Source organism: Microbulbifer sp. MCCC 1A16149 (genome assembly GCF_050368945.1).
In the GTDB taxonomy this organism is placed as follows: domain Bacteria; phylum Pseudomonadota; class Gammaproteobacteria; order Pseudomonadales; family Cellvibrionaceae; genus Microbulbifer.
On sequence record NZ_CP185959.1, the window covers coordinates 3,336,417 to 3,353,965 of the forward strand.

Sequence of the window (17,549 nt, forward strand, 5' to 3'; positions counted from 1 at the left end):
GACAAGTTTCAGATTCCGATCAATAACGTCCCTACAAGCAAGGTAAAGATCACACTCATACTGGTCAGCACAAGCGCGGGGTGTGCGAAGTATCGCGACAACCGAAACCTGTCCAGTAATCGCGCCACGCCAAGCGCAATCAGTACACCGATAAAAGCTGCGGCCAACATGGGGGAGAGGTAAATCCCCGCAATCGAGAGTTCATGGGGTACGGGCATGTGCGCGTGTCGCTTGTGTGTCAAAAGAAACGCTGGTCATCCCACTGTCTCCAGTTGAATTCATCCACGCAACGGCACACATCCACCAGCGATTGGCCGATACCGCGGAACAGTCCCGCGCGGCACAGCCACTGCTCGACTTCATTCGCATCAGCGGTCTCCAGCTGTGTGACATGTGATCGCACTTCGGACTCGATTTCAGTGAGCAATTGCTGCAGGCGTGCCGCAAGCGCGCGGTAGTCAATCGTCTCGTTACCCTTTCCATCCATGCCATCAGCCATGGCGAACAGTGCGCCTGCCACCGATTCACGCCATTGCTGCAACGCCGCCGGCTCTTTCCAGTTATCGGGGCGGTGCAGCGCCAGTGTTTGACTATAGAAGGCTAGCGCCCCCACTCGTGCCACCAGAGAATCGAGGGCATCCCGCGACGCATTGGGCAAAAGCCGGACAGGGACGCGGGCCGCGCTGTTTGAAATCTTCCCGGGAAGTGTAGCCAGCGTCGCAATCAGCGAACGGCTACGCCAGTTTTTCCGCAGCCCCCTGGCGTCACCCATCTCCGGTACACCACCGCCTGTCAAAAATAAGCGACCGGCACACAAGAAGAAGCGTTTGAGAAGCCGCCGGAAAACCTGCTCTGGCCGAGGCGACGCGGGAATATAGGATGCTAGTGACAGCAAGACCAGCACGATGACAAATGCCATGGCGATATCGGCGACGGCGATAAAACTGTAGGACTGTGTGCTCTGGATATTGGAAATAGAGATGAACAAGGAAAATGCAGTCGCCTTCACCGCCTGCAAGGCAGGGGCAGCGAACAGCCGACAAATCAGCAGGGTCAGACAAAACAGCAGCAACCCCAGCTGCCAGAATTCATACAACCTGGGCATGATCAGCAGATAGATCGCCGCCGCCAGCGACGTAACCAGCAACACCGGCAGTACCAGTCGCAGTGGAGAGACCTGTGGCGCTACCGCCATCGCGATGGCCAGCGATCCGGTCAGCGTCACCAGCGCCGGCCCACCGGGCAAGCCTTCCACGTAGATATAAATGAGGTATGCGGCCCACAGGGTCAACATGACGCGCAAGGTCGCGATCAGCCGATCCCGGTCCAGCGCGCGGCTCGCGTTAGTGACACGTCCTGCGTTTCTGCGGGGTTCGGTCAGAGTGTAGCCGGTAACCAGCGGCTCGCTTAATTGCCCCGCCGACTGCGCCTCAACGGCGCCGCCTTCGATGCGCGCCCGGAGCGACACCAGCTCCCGGGTCATGGTGTCGAGGTCACGGAGCTGGCGCCGAACCACGGTGAGGTTTCCCGCATCGTACAGTGACAAAGATGTCAGCCGGCTCTTTTCAACGTCCAAAGTGTGCGCTGCTTCCTGCGACTTATCCACAAGCCCGTCCGCCGGGGCAGTGAGCCACAGGAAACGCTGCTGTATGGCAGCGTCGAATGTGTCGAGCGAAGGGATCAGTGTGCCAAGCTGCTGCAGAGCATCACTCGGCGCGAACAGTGCCAGTTGCTCCAGGCATTCGGTGAGCGCTTTACAGCGGTCCACATACCGCTGCCAGTCACTGCGCGCCTCCCAGATGTCGTAGCTATCTGCAATCGCGGCGTCGAGCAGGTTCGCCAGGGTGCGGTGTGCTACCGCCAGCGCACCCAGCGCCTTGGTCGCCTGCTGTATATCCGCGGAACTGTGCCGGGCGGTAATCACCGCCTGATACAGCGCGCGTTGTTTCTGATGCAGATCTGCGAGGGTATTGAGGAACCTGTCACCGCTGTGGCTGGGCCAGAGCAGCATGGCAACCAGGCTGTAAACCAGTACGCCCAGCCCGGTCTGCTGGGCACGCAAAACCGCGGTTTCAAACGCGCCCCCCTGGGAGGTTGCGGCACCGACACAGATAATTACACTGACAAATCCGCACACCTGCCAGAAGTAGGCGCGCTGGGACCCCAACACCATAAAGGTGCAGCAGCCTACCCACAGCGAAAGCGCGGTCATGAACAACCAGCGGTCTTGGGCAAAAAGCCCTACCAGCAGCAGCGCAACCATCGCCGCCACTAGAGTGCCCAGCATCCGCATCATCCCTTTGTTCAGGGATAAGCCGAGCGAATCCAGACTCACCAGCGCCACGGCCAGACCGGCCCACATGGGCTTGTCCCAATTTGCCTGCAGCGCGATCCAGTAAGTCAGCACCAGCGCCAGTGCGGTCTTGATCGCCTCCCGTGTCGCTCTGGAGCGCAGCACTGTGGATATCACCGTACTGTTCATGGCTAGCTTGATGCCCCACCCGACCCAGCTTCGTCGCGTCCAATACGCGCGGCGAAGGCATTGGCGGTTATGCCGTGGGCAATGACGCTGAGCAAAATGGTGATGGAGACGGTCAGGACGAGCGTGTCGTTTCCGGGAAGTTGGTGATTGAGCACGATCACAGCAAACACAATACTCGCGAGGCCCCGCGGCCCGAACCACCCCATAAAGAGTTTCTCGCGGAAATCCGTCCCGGTCCCCATCAGGCATAGATACACCGGCAGCATGCGCACCACTGTCAGGCTCAGCACTGCGTACAGTACGACTTCCCAGGTCATATGTGCGAGCGCCTTGGCCACTACGCCGGCCCCGAATGCTACCCAGGTCAGCAACGCAAGGACATCCCCGGTACCCTCCGCCGCCTTCAACAATTCGCGTTTTTCCGCATGCGCCAGCCAGCCGAACAGCAATCCGCCGCTGAACGCCGCAATAAAACCACTGCCACCCAACCACTGGGCCGCACCAAAACATCCGAGCGCCATGGTGATGACAGGCAGTTGCTGCCAGGTGTCCATAATCCAGCCGCGCCGGGTGGCGCTGCGTAAAAGTAGCGTGAGTATTGCTGTCAGACCGAGGCCCACCAGCAAGCCAATACCCAGCTCCTCCATCACCAGTTTCAGCGCCAACCCGCCCGGCGCGCCAGCCGACACCTCCCCGGTGGCGAGCGCGAGAAACACGAACAGAATGGGAACACAGATGCCATCGTTGAGGCCGCTTTCCACATTCAGCCCCTGGCGAATAAATCCCGGCACCGCCCGGTTCGAGACTACTGCCTTGCCTAGCGCCGCGTCGGTTGGCGCCAGCATGGTGGCGAGCACAGCCACTTCGAAAAATGGCAGGTCGGGAAACAGGAAGCCCCCTGCGAGAACACCGAGCCCGATGGTCAACGGTAGGCCTATCAACAGCAGGCGCTGGGGCACAACAATGTTCTTGCGCAAAACGTGCAGGTTGGAATTCGCCGCATCAGAAAACAGTACCAGCGCCAGGGTTAATTCAGCGATGGCACGCAGGCTTCCCGAGTCTAATTCAAAACTCAACAGCCCAAGCCCCCAGGCGCCAAACGCCAGTCCAAACAGCGTATATACGAGCGCGCCATTAATGGGCGTGCGATCCGCACGGCCGCTGATCGCGCAGTAAGCAAAAACAAACAGCGCCAGAATGGTGAGATCGGCGTACTCCATCGGACTCTCCTTGTCCTCTTTATCCGCTGCCGGGGAAACAAGGAATGCGCATCGACGACAGTCATGGACAGTCTGGAGCTTAGTCCGATTGTTAATGTGGCGCCGATAGTTCTCCTTTTTATGGCCAACGCGACAAATCGTCAGTTAAAGCCACCTTGGCGCGGTCAATCTAATCCAAGATCTAGAGGTTCAAAAACCGTGCATTCAATTAGACGTGAACGTAAGGGCGGCGCGCAGCTGGACGCTCACGGCCTGGTTTGCCCGGAGTAGCACCCGGCCCAGAAGTATATGAATAATGACAGGACCACAGGACGACTCGCAATGAAACGCATCCTGATACTATTTCTTTTGAGCTTTCCCTTTTGTCTGGCGCAGGCACAAAGTTACGGGCCACCTGAGACTTTCGGCGGTGGCCCAGCGGATCGCTGGATGCTGGGTGCCGAACTCTACCTGTGGGGCGCCAGTATCGGTGGCGAAAACAGAAGTGGCGACAATATTGATATCGGCTTCGATGAACTGATCAAAGATCTTGAAATGGGCTTCATGGGCACCCTCGCCGCCAGCCGGAACGAGTGGACGCTGTTTGCCGACATGATCTATCTAAATGTATCCGACGATATCCGGCAGACTGTGCGCTTTCGCGGCGACCTGTTCCGCGTCGGTGCCGATATTGACCTTGAAGGCTTTGTTTCCACTCTGGGCGGCGCCTATCGTTTCTATCAGTCCGATATCACGCGACTCAACCTGACATTCGGCGCGCGTTATTTGGGGCTCGATGTGGATGTCACCGGAGGCCTCGACCGATTCCGCCGCTTCAGAGTTTCGAACTCCGGCAATGTTTGGGATGGCGTGGTCGGCCTGCGCGGCAAGACTGATCTCGACGAGCGCTGGTATCTCACCTACTACGCCGATGTGGGCGGCGGGGAAAGCGACTCGACCTGGCAAGTGTTCGGTGCCATCAATTATCGCTGCTACCGCTACGATATTGTCGGTGGCTATCGCTACCTGAAATGGAATTTCGATAATTCGCGTTATTTTGACGATCTGGATCTGAGCGGCCTGTTCGCTGGAATTAAATTTTCGTTTTAGCGCGTGATCACACCGGGGAGGGGAAATAATCTCTGGCACGCCGTCCTGATGTCGCCCGAATTCTGAATAACTCGCCATCCCCCAAAGGTCACTCTTTCTCCTGCAACCTCGCCACCCCATGCTACTTTTACAGGTGCCGCTGAGATTTCCCGATAATTTTTTCGGTATCTGCAGCGCCATCCAATCAAAACTGGGGCGCCAGTAACTCAAGATACGACGTGCGACCAGCCAATGATAATCAGGTCGTCAGCGTCAACCGGTGTTAAACGGAGTTAACAATGAAAAAACTCAAGCTGGCCGTTTGCTTGGTATTTCTGTTCCCTTTTATTACGCAAGCACAGATCCCTGTTTCCGACGTAGACCTTACCCGTTTTTACGTGCGGGTAGGTGCCAGCTTTGTCTATCCCGATGACAACAATACCTCGCTCAAATATTACCTGCTGCAGGACTGGCAGCTCTACAGAACCAAGTGGGAAATCGAGGACGACACCACGTGGAATGTTTCCGGTGTATGGCGACCACTGCCCTATCTCGGTATTGAGATGTTGTATGTGGCTGATTCGGATCACTCGCTGTTGCTGCAAAATTTTCGCGCTCGTCCGGGGCGCGACAATATTCATTTCGGGCGATTCAGTGCCTCCTCGGCCAATCTGTTCGTCAACTGGTATATGACAGACCTCGAATGTCTCGGTCAACCATATATTGGCGTTGGGCTGAATTACTCCGACTATTACGATGACGATCTTTACCCGGAATTCCAGCACTACTTGCAAGGCAGTGGCATGGCGACGGGCCCCGGGCATTTCGGTATAACCCACTCCTGGGGTGCCAGTGCACAACTGGGCATAGACTGGCGTCTGGGGCGTGGATTTATGCGCTCCTGGCTAATCAATGCAGCGGTGATCTACACCGATTCCAACCCCGACGCAGAAGTTACTTACCCCACCACACTCGGCTACGAACGACTCTATTCAGAATTTGAAACCAACCCCTGGACCCTGAACCTGGGTATCACCTATGAGTTCTGATTCGGCATCACGTTGGCACGCGGGCTTTTGGCTCGCTCTGGGTCTTACTACGCTTCCCCTGGGCGCCATAGCCGACTGTAGCCCGGGTAATACCGGTACTGCGGGGCCCGATCAGATATTGTGCGACGAAGATAACGATGCCGAAGGGGCCGATGTAAACAGTTTTGGCGGAAACGATACCCTGGACCTTAACGCCGGCACTATCGGCAATGTGGACGCTGGCGAAGGGGATGACCTTGTCAATGTGAACGGCGCGACCGTTGAAACCAACCTGCTTACCGGAAACGGCAACGACACCGTCATCATGGACGTTCGCGATTCGGAAATCGGTAACTATTTCGACGGTGGCCTGAATACCGGTGCAGGTGATGATCGTCTGGAGCTCTACGACGGTCTTATTTTCGTCGCTGATATGGGCGCTGGCGACGATTACGTGTTACTCGATGGCGGCTTTATTTACCAGAAGCTGTCTCTAGGTGATGGGGACGATACCCTCTATCTCGACGAGGGCCTGGTTTATCACGTCGATGGCGGAAATGGATCCGACTACATAGAAATAGATGCCTACGCCTACGAGGGAGATGCCATTCTGGATGGCGGCGATGACCTCTACGCTGATGACGGTTACATCGACACCTTGCGTTTCAAACTCGACCACTTGCTCGACGGTGGCGACCTGCTCAACTGGGAGCGCATTATCGTCAACGGCAGTACGCGCCTGCGCCTGTTTAATGATCTGTCTGTTGGCGGTGGGCGCAATGGTCAGCAGCCCCTGGGACTGGATATCCGTTTTGGTGCCATTGTTGAACCCACGGAATCTCAATTCACCATATTTGGCGATGTAAACAACGCGGGCACCCTGTTACTCGCAAATGAGAAATTCAACCGCCTTGATATCAGTAGCCACGCAAATGGTCGTTTCGGTAATTACGACGGGCGCGGGCGCGATGCACGTCTGTGGATGGATACCACACTCGCCGGCGATAACGCGCCGACGGATTTTCTGAACATTGAGGGCAACGCGAGCGGCCGCACCTTTGTGCGTATCTACAATGCCGGTGGCGACGGAGCCATAACCACCGGCAATGGCATTCCGATTATCCACGTAGGGGGAGATAACCCGCCCAGGGCATTTATCCTCGATGGGGATTACCGGGGCTACGACAGGCGCCCGGCTACCGTCGGCGGCGCTTATGGCTACAGTCTGCACCGCGGCGGAATCAACAATCCCGACAATGGCACCTGGTACCTGCGATCTACCATCGTTGACCCATTTAGCGACAGCGGCGAGCTGATTCCACGCTGGCAACCCGGTGCCGTGCTCTATGAAACCTATGCCCAGGCGATCCGCCGTATGAATGCGCCAACCACACTGCGCAAGCGTGTGGGTAACCGCTTCTGGGCCGGCACCAGCCACCGCGATCGCGGCGTCTGCTGTTACGGCAATGCCATTGAACGCGCAATTGATGGCGGTGGCCTGTGGATAAGGGGGAATTCGGCCTATAGCGAAAATGATCCCGAACGGTCGACCTCCTATTCACAGTGGCAACAGGATTTTGGTCAGATTCAGCTGGGTGCCGACTTCTCCTTTGATCCAGCGGTTTACTGGGGGCGCCTGGTGCTCGGCATTTTTGCCCAGTACGGCTACGGCAGCACGGAGCTGGACAGTTATTTTGGCCACGGGGATATTCGCACCGATAACTGGGGGATCGGCAGTACCTTTACCTGGTATGGCAGCCAGGGCAGTTACGCGGATATCCAGGCGCAGTTCAACTGGTTCGATTCCGACCTGTATTCCCACGAGCTCTGGCATCTCGGCACAGGCAACGATGCCATCGGCTTCAATTTTTCTGTAGAGGGCGGGCACAGTTTCAGACTGTGTGACTTTTACTCCATCACGCCTCAGCTTCAGTTGGTCTATACCGCCGAAGATATCGATGACAATTTCGATCCCTACGGTGCTTATCTGGAAGATACAGACAACCAGGGTGCGTTCGCACGACTGGGCGTGGCGTTCGAGCAGCGCGTCAGCCAGCGGGTCAATCGTAATATGTACGGCAACCTGCTGCTGGAGCGCATTGGCCTCTACGCCATCGCCAATGCGTTCTATTATTTTGACGATAAGACGGAAGTGGATGTTTCCGGTAGCGCGCTTTATCAGGCACGCGACGACTGGTGGGGCCAGCTGGGGATAGGGTTTACCTACGACCAGTGCGGCGACCGCTGCTCGGTCTACGGCGAAGTGGACTACGCGACCAGTATGGACAACTTCGGGGACAGCTATGAGGCGAGCCTCACATTCGGCTTCCGCTTCAAGTGGTAACCGGAATTACCGACCGCCCGCAAACAGGCAGAGTTTAGCCCGCGCCGCGCTTTTACTTATAATCGGTGCATGACCGATCCGGACCGCTCAACTCTCCCTTCAACCTATCCCGACCATTGGGACAACCTGTTGTGGGCGCTCACCACTGACGATATCAGTGAGACACCTTCCCTGCCCTGGCTGCCGAGCGAACGGCGCGCAGAACTGGGCGATTTTTTTGCCGCGCCGGCGACGCGGGCTTCCCTGGAAAATATTTTACGCACGTTTGTGGAATCGACCAGCAGCCGGCGCCTGGGGGTTTACTTCGAAAACCTGTGGACGTTCGCTTTCCGATATCACCCTCAGTACCAGCTGATTGCACGCAATCTCCCGCTCAGAGTTGCAGGCAAGACACTCGGTGAACTGGATTATGTGGTGCGTTATCTGCCCGATGATGTCACCGAACACTGGGAAGTGGCAGTGAAGTTCTATTTACAGGTCGCAGATGCCTGGGTCGGCCCCGGCCTTAAGGACCGCCTGGATATCAAACTTGCACGCACCCGGGACCACCAGCTTCCGATCATTCACCAGCCTGAGGTCGAGCCACTCCTGCGCGACCAGGGTATTGAAATTCAGCGGCAGTGGACCCTGATGCCCGGACGCCGCTTTCGCTCACTGGACAATGTGACAGCCGATAAGGATTTCTGGTGGTCCGACTGGCCTGGCTTCCTGCAAGCCTTTGCTGACAAGCCCTGGCACTGGCTGCAACTGCCCAAGCAATGCTGGCTGGCCCCCTGTATACCCACCCACGATACCGCGCCACTCACATTGACCGATGCCACAGACGCAATCACCGAAAAACTAAAAGCCCGGGGGCCGCTGTGTGTGGCCGCTGTGGATAAACACCGCGAGGTCACCCGCGGGTTTATCGTGCCGGATGACTGGGCTTCCCGGGCTCAGCTCGCCATTCCCTAACAAAAGAAATGACCGCCGAACTTGACACCGGTCAATCCTCGTTTACAATTTTCAGAAATTTCTGAAAGTTAAGAACATAATGAAACTCTCCAGTCAGGCGCAGGCCTTCGTACTGCATTTTGGTGAAATGGGTAGCCGCTGGGGCTTCAATCGCACCGTCGGGCAAATGTTTGCCCTGTTGACGATCCACTCCGAACCGGTAAACGCGGACCAGCTGGCGGAGGCGCTGAAGATCAGTCGCGGCAATGTGAGTATGGGGCTCAAGGAATTGCAGGCCTGGCGCCTGATCGAATTGCATCACCAGCCCGGAGACAGGAAAGACTATTTCACCGCGGCCGGCTCCATCTGGGATCTCGCCCGCACGGTGTTTGAAGAACGCCGCAAGCGCGAGCTGGACCCGACCCTCACCCTGCTGCGCCAGCTGCTGTTGACCGATCCCAGGGACCCGCAGGAAGCCCAGGCCCAGGAGCGCATCCAGGAGGTCTACAGCCTGCTGGAAATGCTCGACCAGTTCGCCAACACCCTGAGCAAGCTGGAGCACAAGGACCTGATCCGGCTTATGAAACTGGGCTCAGGGCTGAACAAGCTGCTGGACCTCAAGGCCGGCGCCAAGTCGAAAAAATCCAATAGCTAAATCAACGGAGAAGCGCACCACTTAAAAGTTCCCGGCACCCGCTGTAACCCACCCGCGGCCCAAGGCCGCCTGCCACCGAGGTACCTATGCTGGATACTCTGATGCTGTCGCGAATACAGTTCGCCACCAATATCAGCTTTCATATTCTGTTCCCCACCATCACCATTGCCCTCTGCTGGATCCTGTTTTTTTTCAAACTGCGCTTCGACCTCACCGGTAACCCGGTGTGGATGCGCGCGTACCGGTTCTGGGTAAAGATTTTTGCATTGACGTTCGCGCTGGGCGTGGTGAGCGGTATCACCATGTCTTTCCAGTTCGGCACCAACTGGCCGGGCTATATGGAAAAGGTGGGCAATATTGCCGGGCCTCTGCTGGGTTACGAAGTACTCACGGCGTTTTTCCTGGAGGCGACCTTCCTCGGCATTATGCTGTTCGGTATCAAGCGTGTGCCGAGCAAGGTACACACTTTCTCCGCATTAATAGTAGCCATCGGCACAACCCTCTCCGCGTTCTGGATTCTCGCGCTCAACTCGTGGATGCAGACTCCGGCGGGCTATGAGATCCGCGATGGTGTGGTGCACGCAACGGACTGGCTGCAGGTCATTTTCAATCCCTCCTTCCCCTATCGCCTGGTGCATATGCTCCTGGCATCCGGGCTGACGGCTGCGTTTTTTGTTGCCGGCCTCTCCGCATACCGGATTCTGAAAGGGGATGAAAAACAGGCGCCGCGACTGGCACTGAAAACCGGACTGATCCTGGCCGCGGTACTGGCACCCCTGCAGGCATTTGTGGGGGATCTGCACGGGCTCAATACCTTCGAGCACCAGCCGCAAAAAATCGCCGCCATGGAAGGGGTATGGGAAACCGAACGGGGCGCGCCGCTGCTGCTGTTTGCCATTCCGGATGAGGAAACCCGCAGTAATCATCTGGCCGTGGGTATTCCCAAGCTGGCAAGCCTGATTCTCACTCACCACAGCGATGGCGAGATCCGCGGCCTGAATACATTCGAGGGCGACCACCCGCCGGTCAAGCCGCTGTTTTTCGGCTTCCGCATTATGGTGGGTATGGGCTTGCTGATGCTGGCGGTTGCCTGGGCGGGCTGCTATTTGCTGCGCAGGCCGCAGATTCCACGCACCTTTCTCAAGATCCTTGTAGCGATGACTTTTTCCGGCTGGGTCGCCACCCTGGCGGGCTGGTACGTAACCGAGGTCGGCCGCCAGCCGTGGCTGGTCACCGGAATTCTCACTACCGCAGATGCGGTTACTCCGGTTGCGCCGGCCAATGTGGGGCTTTCACTCGCCCTCTACCTGATTGTCTACGTAATCCTGATGTGGGCATATATCCACACCCTGAAACGCATGGCTCTCAAATCGGTGTATGTGGAGGAGTTTGAAACCAACGAGCCCGCACCAGATGGCAGCCTCACCAATCTGCCCGAATCCAAAATCGCCGGAGGTACCCGATGAACAGCTTGAGCGCAATTTCCAGTAGTGGCGACTGGCTGCCGGTGGTGTTTATCGGGCTGATGGGGCTGGCGGTACTCGCCTACGCGATTCTCGATGGCTACGACCTGGGTGTGGGCATCCTGTTGCCCATGGGCGAGCAGGATGAGTGGCAGCGCGATACCATGATCGCGTCCATCGGCCCCTTCTGGGATGCCAATGAAACCTGGCTGGTACTGGCCGTCGGACTGTTACTGATTGCCTTTCCCGCGGCGCACAGCCTGATCCTGATGCACCTGTATATTCCAGTGGCGATCATGTTGATTGGCCTGATCATGCGCGGGGTGGCGTTCGACTTTCGCGCCAAGGCGGCGGTGGATCACAAGCTTGCGTGGGATCGCACCTTCAAGATCGGCTCGCTGGTTACCACGCTCACCCAGGGCTATATGCTCGGCCAGTACGTGATGGGGTTTGACCAGAGTCTGCCTGCCCTTCTGTTCTGTGGCATCAGCGCCCTCGGGGTCACCGCGGCCTACAGCTATATCGGTGCCGCCTGGCTGGTGCTGAAAACCGAATCCTCGCTGCAGGCGCGGGCGGTGGGCTGGACCAAAACAGCCGGACGCGCTTCCCTGGTCGGCGTGGTAGCAGTATGCCTGATCAACCCGCTGGTCAACCCGGGAGTATTCGACCGCTGGTTTACCTTCCCGCTGGTGATGTTCGTGCTGCTGATTCCTACCCTGTGTTTTCTCGGCTTTGTGGCCAACGACATTCTGCTGCGACGCTTGCCCAAGGAAGCGGATCGTCACTGCGGTGTGCCATTCGCCATCGTGGTGGGAATTTTCACTCTGTGCTTCAGCGGGCTCGGCTTCAGCTTTTTCCCGGATATCGTGCCCGGTCAACTGTCCATCTGGGAGGCCGCCAGTGCGCGGGAATCGCTGCAGTTTATCCTGGTCGGCGCCGTGGTAGTGGTGCCCATGATCCTGATGTACACGGCGTTCTCCTACCGGGTGTTCCGGGGCAAGGCTACCGATCTGCACTATCATTAATCATTTCCATTCATTGGTACCTAAACAAAAAGCCCCCCGGGATTAACCGGGGGCTTTTTTATGTAACAACGCTGGTGCAGATGACCGACTTACTCCTGCCGCTTGCGATATTTCTTGAGCACCTTGTACGGTTGCTCCGTGTACCAGGCGTACCCGCGGCGACGCTCTTCCGATACCTCATCCACATCGAAATACACCTTGCCATCGCGGTCGCCAAAGATCGGGCGATCGCTATCGATATCGTAAAAGCGCGCCCACAGCGGGTCGGCATCTTCCTCCGGCACCAGTGACGGCAGCTTGCCGTCGCGACGGTAACGCAGGCCGTCGATGCGGTGCTTCTCAAACCAGTCATTGGCATCGTCGATAGACTTCTGGATATGTGCCGGCGGCTGCTCCAGAGACATCAGGAACAGCACCAGGTCGGCACTTTCACTGGTCGCCAGTGCCACCGGTTCGAAAGCGCGCGCTGCGGTGGGGGCAAAGGTTTCCGCATCATGCTGGGCGCCCCAGATAGCGGGTTTGCCCTGTACCTCAACCTGGGTGGCGGCCACCATTTCCAGTGCCCGCTGCAGGCTGTCATGCGCCTGTTCGCGCAGCACCTGCGGCACGAACTTCAGACGCGGATCGTCATTGGCCGCGGCGGCGACAATGGTCAGCAAGCTGGTGATCGCGGTGTCGTTGTAGGTGATGTAATCGTGATACTTGCCCCGCAGGGGGAAGGTCTGCGGCCAGCCGCCGTTGGGGTACTGGGCAATCAGGATGTACTTGAGCGCGCGGGTTGCGGAGTCGCAGTAGCGCGCTTCCCCGAGGCTGTTACACGCATTGGCCATGACCCAGAACTGGGTACTGGTGGCGAGATTGTCGAAGGTGGGCACGTAGCTTTTCTCGGTGCCGTACTGGTAGCCCTGCGGCCGCGGCACCCCCATATCCGTGCGCTTGGACCAGCCGCCGGATGGCGTCTGGAAAGTCAGCAGGTTTTCAGCGATCTGGCGCCCTTCCGGCGTGGTGAAAAAGTCGCTATCGGTGGCCGCCTTTTGCGCATCAAAACCAAAGCGCTTGGCTTTTTTCGGCTTGGGGGACTTGTCCAGGCCCGCGGCCTTGGCTTCCGCCTTAACTGCGGCCTGGTCCAGCTTGTAGAGCTGTTCCGACATGGCCCGGTATTCGGCCATGGTCTTGGCAGGCTGTAATTGATCCAGCGGGTCGGCCTCTGCGCTGCAACCGGAAACGCTGAACACCAGGGCCGAGAGCAGCAGGGAGCGGACCGACAGTTGGGCAAATTTCATACTAGGGCTCGCTACGGGATTCTGTCAGGCAGAATTTAATTATTTGGTAAGGCCAAATGATGGTAGCAAAAGCCGTGTTCTGATGAAACCGTCCAATAATCCGGACACAAAAAAGCCGGGGCAAGCCCGGCTGGAAGGATGCATTCGGGCCCGTGAGCCTCCCCTCAGGCAGAGGCCCCGGCCAGTTGCGCGGCCTTGACCCGGCGCTTCTCGCGCGCCGCCCTGCGTTTGCCGCGGCGCTGGTTCCAGATATAGATACCGGTGATGGACAGCAGCAGCGGTGACAGACCAATTACACACCACAGGATCTTGCTCACCAGGCCGGCAAAGTTGCCAAAGTGCAGGCGGCGGTAGCTGTCGAGGATCTTGGCACCCAGTGAGGCGTCGCGGATATCGTAGCTGAGAAGGTGCTCGCCACTCTGCGCGTTGTAGGTAATGTTACTGGCGTACTGACTGAGCAGCGGGTTGCCGGTATGCACATCGCCCCAGAAGGTCAGGTTTCTGCCGGGCTCCCACGGGAAAGAGATATAGGTGGTCTCGAAATTCTGCAGCTGGTTGCCGGTATCGTCCATCAGCGCCTGCAGGGAGAGTTCGTCGCTGTACAGCCGCTGCTCCATTTTGTAGTGCTCGTGGCCTTCCGCGTGCTCTTCCATTTCGTGGGCAAAATGGGTGATGTTCCACCAGGCGCCGGTAAACCCGAGAATCAGCAGCACCGGCGCACCGATGATGCCGGTCATTTTATGCAGATCGGAGAAGTACACGATCATGCGCGCGTTCCAACGCAGTGTGAAAAAGTTCTTCCAGAATTTGCGGTACAGAATAAAACCGGTGATGCCAAGCAGGCACAACAGAATCGAAAACACGCTGGTTACCAACATGCCCCAGTCCCCCATCAACAGGGTGTAGTGGAAGTCCAGCAGCCAGTCGGTGAGATGATGGGTCAGCCCCATGGGCGCGCGCAGGGGTTCGCCGCTGTACTGGTCGATCAGCGCATAGGTCCACTCGTCGGTGCCGCGCTGCATGGTGTAAACCAGGTCCGCGCGCTCCTTGTCCTGGAACAGCGCCCAGCCCACCACTTCGTAGCCCGGGAAATTACTCTGCAGGGATGCCTCCAGGGTATCCAGGCTGAGACGTTCGCGCCCGCCGGACTCTACCCGCACCTTATCGGCCAGGAGCAGGGAATCGATTTCGTGCTTGAACACCAGAATGCTGCCGGTCACGCAGATGAGAAGCAGCGGTACAAAGGCGATCAGGGCCATCCAGCTGTGCAGTTTGAACAGGGTCTTATTCATGATTTTTGGCGGTCTGTAAAAACACAATTTCTAAATACACAAACGGGGCGACGGTATTCAGGCCCGCCGCCCCAGAGGATCACGTCAATGCGTTACCGAATCAGTAGCGCCAGTTGACCGACGCGCTGAAGTTGCGCGGCGCGGCATAGAAGCCCTGATCCCAGTAGAGGCTGCTGATGTATTTTTCGTCGGTGAGGTTTTCCCCATTGAGGGAGAAGCTCAGCTGCTCGGTCACTTTGTAGTTGGCGAACAGTTGCAGGGTGGCGTAGGCATCCTGCTCGATGATGTGGCCGGCAGCGTGCATACGGGAAATATCGTCCTGCCAGTTGATACCACCACCGACTTTCAGCCGATCCAGCATCGGCGGACGGTAGCTGGCGTACAGGCGCACGGTCTGGGCCGGGATAAAGTCGCGGTTCAGGCCGTTGCCCGCCTTGTTGTCGATGTTCACCTTGGCGTAGCTGAACTCCATGTTCAGGCCGTCGATCAGCTCACCGCTCACGGTCAGGTCGAAACCGTCGCTGTCGTAATCACGCCCTTCGTAAAAGTCGATCATGACCTGATCGTTGACCGGATCCGGGATCTGTCCGGCGTATTCCGCCACATTGTTTTGCTGGGTCTGGTAATAGGCCAGGGTCGCAATCACCTTGCCATCCAGGAACTGTCCCTTCACACCCACTTCGTCGTTCACACCTTCGGTGGGATCGATAAAGGTCAGGTCTTCCGCGATATCGTCCTGGGCGCGGAACGTCTCGGTGTGGCTCGCGTACAGGGAGTAGCTGTCGTCAATCCGGTACACCACGCCGGCGTAGGGCAGCACTTTGCCATCCACCTCGGTCAGCTTGCTGGTGCCGTAACCCACGCCCTCGGCTTCCCAGTTCACCACGCGTGCGCCCCCCACCAGACTCAGGTTGTCGGTAACGCGGAAGCGGGTCGCGGCAAATACGGCGCTCTGCTCGTAGTCGAAGTCGCTACCGGTGAGGCCGTCGGTATACACCGGGCGCACCGGGGTCTCGCCGTTCCACTCGGTGAAGTCACCGATCCACGGGAAACCATTGGTGTAGTCGTACAGGGAAACTTCGGTGGTGGAGCCTTCCGACCAGTTGTAACCAAACAGCAGGTCGTGCTCGCGGCCGAGCAGGTTGTAGGTGCCGGAAGTGCGCAGGTCGAATACTTGCCGATCCTCGTCCAGGGTGTACTTGCTGGCGTAGCCGATCAGGCCTTCGTTGGTTTCGCGATCCGGCAGGCTGTACATGTACAGCAGGTCGCTGTCGCCTTCGATATCCGCGGTGCTGTAGTAGCCCTTCACTTCCCAGCCGTTGGCAAGCTCATGCTTCAGCTCGGCGAAAACTTCTTTCTCGATGTTGTCCCAGTAGGCCCACTTGGCCGAGGTGCTCGCGGACACATCGTAGTCAGTGGCAGTACCGTCGGAGTACACCAGCGGCAACGCGCCCCACATGGGACTGTCGGCGAGGCTGCTCTGGTAGCTGGCGCCGAGCGTTAGCAGGGTCGACTCACCCAGATCTTTTTCCAGGGCGCCGTAGGCTACGGATTTGTCGGTGGCGTAGTAATCCAGGTAGGAATCAGCGTCTTCCTTGGTCATTACCAGGCGGCCGCGCAGGCCGTCGGTCAGGGTGCCGGAGACATCGCTCTCCAGACGCAGACTACTCCAGGAGCCGGCGATGGCACTGAACGACATCTGCAGATCGTCGGTGGGACGCTTGCGCACCATATTCACGGTGGCAGACGGGTTACCGGCGCCACTCATCAGGCCATTGGCCCCGCGCACTACCTGGATGCTCTCGTAGATGGAAGTATCGGTCTGGCCGTTGCGGTTGCCGTAGGTAGCCGGCAGGCCCACACCGTCAACCTGGAAGTTGGTGACATCGAAGCCGCGCGAGGAATAGTAGGTACGGTCAGTTTCGACGCTCTCAACCTGAATGCCCGGCACTGCCAGCAGCGCGTCGTTCAGGTTGTACATATTGAAGTCATCCAGCTGGGTGCTGCCGATAGCGGACACGGACTGTGGCGTATCCATGATCGACAGCCCCAGACCGGTAGCGGTGTCTGCCCCGTCTATCAGGTAGGACTCCGCCTGTTCCCCCACGACTTCTACGTTTTCCACTACATTAGATTTGTCGTCGGCGCTGGCGCTGCCCGCCGCGATAAGAGCAGTTGCCAGCAGAGTACGCGCAAACATGTGCTGTTCTGATTGCATCTTTGTATATCCCCAGAAGATGACCCCATGAATTTGGAACGGGATTCTAGAGAAGCATCTACGCAAATGCAACTTATTATCATTTAGCTTTAGTTAAGCATGTGGGAACTCTGCCGGCAGCCCCGCTGACATCGGAATCAACAGCTAGACTTTTACCTGTAACGATTAAATTTCCACCAACCTACTGGAGATACATCAATGGCAATACCCTCTCACGCACTGGAAGCCGATTTCCCCAAATTCGCCCAGACCATTCGGCACCTGCGCGAGGACGACCTCGAGTTCCGTTCCACCAGCGACAATTACCACAAGCTGGATAAGGAAATACGAGGGCTCGAAGAACGAGGGGTAGCCACCGATGACAATCACTTCAATCAGTTAAAGATACGCCGGGCACACATGAAGGACCGGCTGTACCAGCAGATCGTTCGGGAAAACGGCTCGGCCTGAACAAGCCGACTGCGCCTGGGACAATGCGCGTCGATCCCTAGCGCGTACTGGGTAACCTCGCGCAAGGTTCTACGCGCAAGGTTCTAGC

General features: G+C 57.8%; 14 protein-coding genes. 8 read left to right on the forward strand and 6 right to left on the reverse strand.

The features are described from left to right. Positions 1–8 precede the first annotated feature (8 nt). The 3 genes from ACONT6_RS14015 to ACONT6_RS14025 are packed head-to-tail and all read right to left on the reverse strand — an operon-like array spanning position 9 to position 3,702. Complete coding sequence (locus ACONT6_RS14015; protein WP_428819063.1) at positions 9–218, reverse strand: DUF1656 domain-containing protein; 210 nt, start codon at positions 216–218, stop codon at positions 9–11. 20 nt (positions 219–238) lie between these two features. After that, positions 239–2,458 carry an FUSC family protein gene (locus ACONT6_RS14020; RefSeq protein WP_428819064.1) on the reverse strand — a complete coding sequence of 740 codons (2,220 nt, stop codon included), beginning with the start codon at positions 2,456–2,458 and terminating at the stop codon, positions 239–241. A gap of 26 nt (positions 2,459–2,484) precedes the next feature. Next, on the reverse strand, positions 2,485–3,702 hold the full coding sequence (locus ACONT6_RS14025; protein ID WP_428819065.1) for a cation:proton antiporter: 1,218 nt from the start codon (positions 3,700–3,702) through the stop codon (positions 2,485–2,487). A 321-nt stretch (positions 3,703–4,023) separates the two neighbouring features. Here ACONT6_RS14025 and ACONT6_RS14030 point away from each other — a divergent pair, with 321 nt between their 5' ends. The 7 genes from ACONT6_RS14030 (at position 4,024) to ACONT6_RS14060 (ending at position 12,218) form a co-directional block, all read left to right on the forward strand. Further along, positions 4,024–4,791, forward strand: a complete 768-nt coding sequence (locus tag ACONT6_RS14030; protein WP_428819066.1) for a hypothetical protein — start codon at positions 4,024–4,026, stop codon at positions 4,789–4,791. A 278-nt stretch (positions 4,792–5,069) separates the two neighbouring features. Then, positions 5,070–5,819, forward strand: a complete 750-nt coding sequence (locus ACONT6_RS14035; protein WP_428819067.1) for an OmpW/AlkL family protein — start codon at positions 5,070–5,072, stop codon at positions 5,817–5,819. Beyond that, entirely contained in the window at positions 5,809–8,142 is a 2,334-nt protein-coding gene (locus ACONT6_RS14040; RefSeq protein ID WP_428819068.1) for an autotransporter outer membrane beta-barrel domain-containing protein, read from the forward strand. Before ACONT6_RS14035 ends, ACONT6_RS14040 begins: the two co-directional genes overlap by 11 nt. A gap of 69 nt (positions 8,143–8,211) precedes the next feature. Further along, positions 8,212–9,096: a DUF1853 family protein gene (locus tag ACONT6_RS14045; RefSeq protein WP_428819069.1), complete on the forward strand. Its 885-nt coding sequence runs from the start codon at positions 8,212–8,214 to the stop codon at positions 9,094–9,096. Between the two features lie 79 nt (positions 9,097–9,175). Next, positions 9,176–9,730 (forward strand): GbsR/MarR family transcriptional regulator, encoded by a 555-nt coding sequence (locus ACONT6_RS14050; RefSeq protein WP_181252205.1) that lies wholly within the window; start codon positions 9,176–9,178, stop codon positions 9,728–9,730. An 86-nt stretch (positions 9,731–9,816) separates the two neighbouring features. Continuing rightward, on the forward strand, positions 9,817–11,196 hold the full coding sequence (locus ACONT6_RS14055; RefSeq protein ID WP_428819070.1) for a cytochrome ubiquinol oxidase subunit I: 1,380 nt from the start codon (positions 9,817–9,819) through the stop codon (positions 11,194–11,196). Further along, complete coding sequence (locus ACONT6_RS14060) at positions 11,193–12,218, forward strand: cytochrome d ubiquinol oxidase subunit II (RefSeq protein WP_428819071.1); 1,026 nt, start codon at positions 11,193–11,195, stop codon at positions 12,216–12,218. The genes ACONT6_RS14055 and ACONT6_RS14060 overlap by 4 nt, the downstream gene beginning before the upstream one ends. An 89-nt stretch (positions 12,219–12,307) precedes the next feature. Here ACONT6_RS14060 and pelA read toward each other — a convergent pair whose 3' ends face one another. From pelA to ACONT6_RS14075, 3 genes are all read right to left on the reverse strand, one after another. Further along, complete coding sequence (pelA, locus tag ACONT6_RS14065; RefSeq protein WP_428819072.1) at positions 12,308–13,501, reverse strand: pectate lyase; 1,194 nt, start codon at positions 13,499–13,501, stop codon at positions 12,308–12,310. 164 nt (positions 13,502–13,665) lie between these two features. Then, positions 13,666–14,793, reverse strand: coding sequence for a PepSY-associated TM helix domain-containing protein (locus tag ACONT6_RS14070; RefSeq protein WP_428819073.1), 1,128 nt, complete (start codon positions 14,791–14,793; stop codon positions 13,666–13,668). A gap of 100 nt (positions 14,794–14,893) precedes the next feature. Further along, positions 14,894–17,011 (reverse strand): TonB-dependent siderophore receptor, encoded by a 2,118-nt coding sequence (locus tag ACONT6_RS14075; protein WP_428819074.1) that lies wholly within the window; start codon positions 17,009–17,011, stop codon positions 14,894–14,896. 198 nt (positions 17,012–17,209) lie between these two features. On the opposite strand from ACONT6_RS14075, the gene ACONT6_RS14080 reads away from it, so the two are divergent. Beyond that, on the forward strand, positions 17,210–17,461 hold the full coding sequence (locus tag ACONT6_RS14080; RefSeq protein WP_428819075.1) for a YdcH family protein: 252 nt from the start codon (positions 17,210–17,212) through the stop codon (positions 17,459–17,461). Positions 17,462–17,549: the final 88 nt, after the last annotated feature.

Excerpts from the sequence above, each read along its gene's own strand:
- ACONT6_RS14015 (WP_428819063.1), bottom strand. The coding sequence starts at position 218 with ATGCCCGTACCCCATGAACTCTCGATTGCGGGGATTTACCTCTCCCCC.
- ACONT6_RS14025 (WP_428819065.1), bottom strand. The coding sequence starts at position 3,702 with ATGGAGTACGCCGATCTCACCATTCTGGCGCTGTTTGTTTTTGCTTAC.
- ACONT6_RS14030 (WP_428819066.1), top strand. The coding sequence starts at position 4,024 with ATGAAACGCATCCTGATACTATTTCTTTTGAGCTTTCCCTTTTGTCTG.
- ACONT6_RS14035 (WP_428819067.1), top strand. The coding sequence starts at position 5,070 with ATGAAAAAACTCAAGCTGGCCGTTTGCTTGGTATTTCTGTTCCCTTTT.
- ACONT6_RS14040 (WP_428819068.1), top strand. The coding sequence starts at position 5,809 with ATGAGTTCTGATTCGGCATCACGTTGGCACGCGGGCTTTTGGCTCGCT.
- ACONT6_RS14045 (WP_428819069.1), top strand. The coding sequence starts at position 8,212 with ATGACCGATCCGGACCGCTCAACTCTCCCTTCAACCTATCCCGACCAT.
- ACONT6_RS14050 (WP_181252205.1), top strand. The coding sequence starts at position 9,176 with ATGAAACTCTCCAGTCAGGCGCAGGCCTTCGTACTGCATTTTGGTGAA.
- ACONT6_RS14055 (WP_428819070.1), top strand. The coding sequence starts at position 9,817 with ATGCTGGATACTCTGATGCTGTCGCGAATACAGTTCGCCACCAATATC.
- ACONT6_RS14060 (WP_428819071.1), top strand. The coding sequence starts at position 11,193 with ATGAACAGCTTGAGCGCAATTTCCAGTAGTGGCGACTGGCTGCCGGTG.
- pelA (WP_428819072.1), bottom strand. The coding sequence starts at position 13,501 with ATGAAATTTGCCCAACTGTCGGTCCGCTCCCTGCTGCTCTCGGCCCTG.
- ACONT6_RS14070 (WP_428819073.1), bottom strand. The coding sequence starts at position 14,793 with ATGAATAAGACCCTGTTCAAACTGCACAGCTGGATGGCCCTGATCGCC.
- ACONT6_RS14075 (WP_428819074.1), bottom strand. The coding sequence starts at position 17,011 with ATGCAATCAGAACAGCACATGTTTGCGCGTACTCTGCTGGCAACTGCT.
- ACONT6_RS14080 (WP_428819075.1), top strand. The coding sequence starts at position 17,210 with ATGGCAATACCCTCTCACGCACTGGAAGCCGATTTCCCCAAATTCGCC.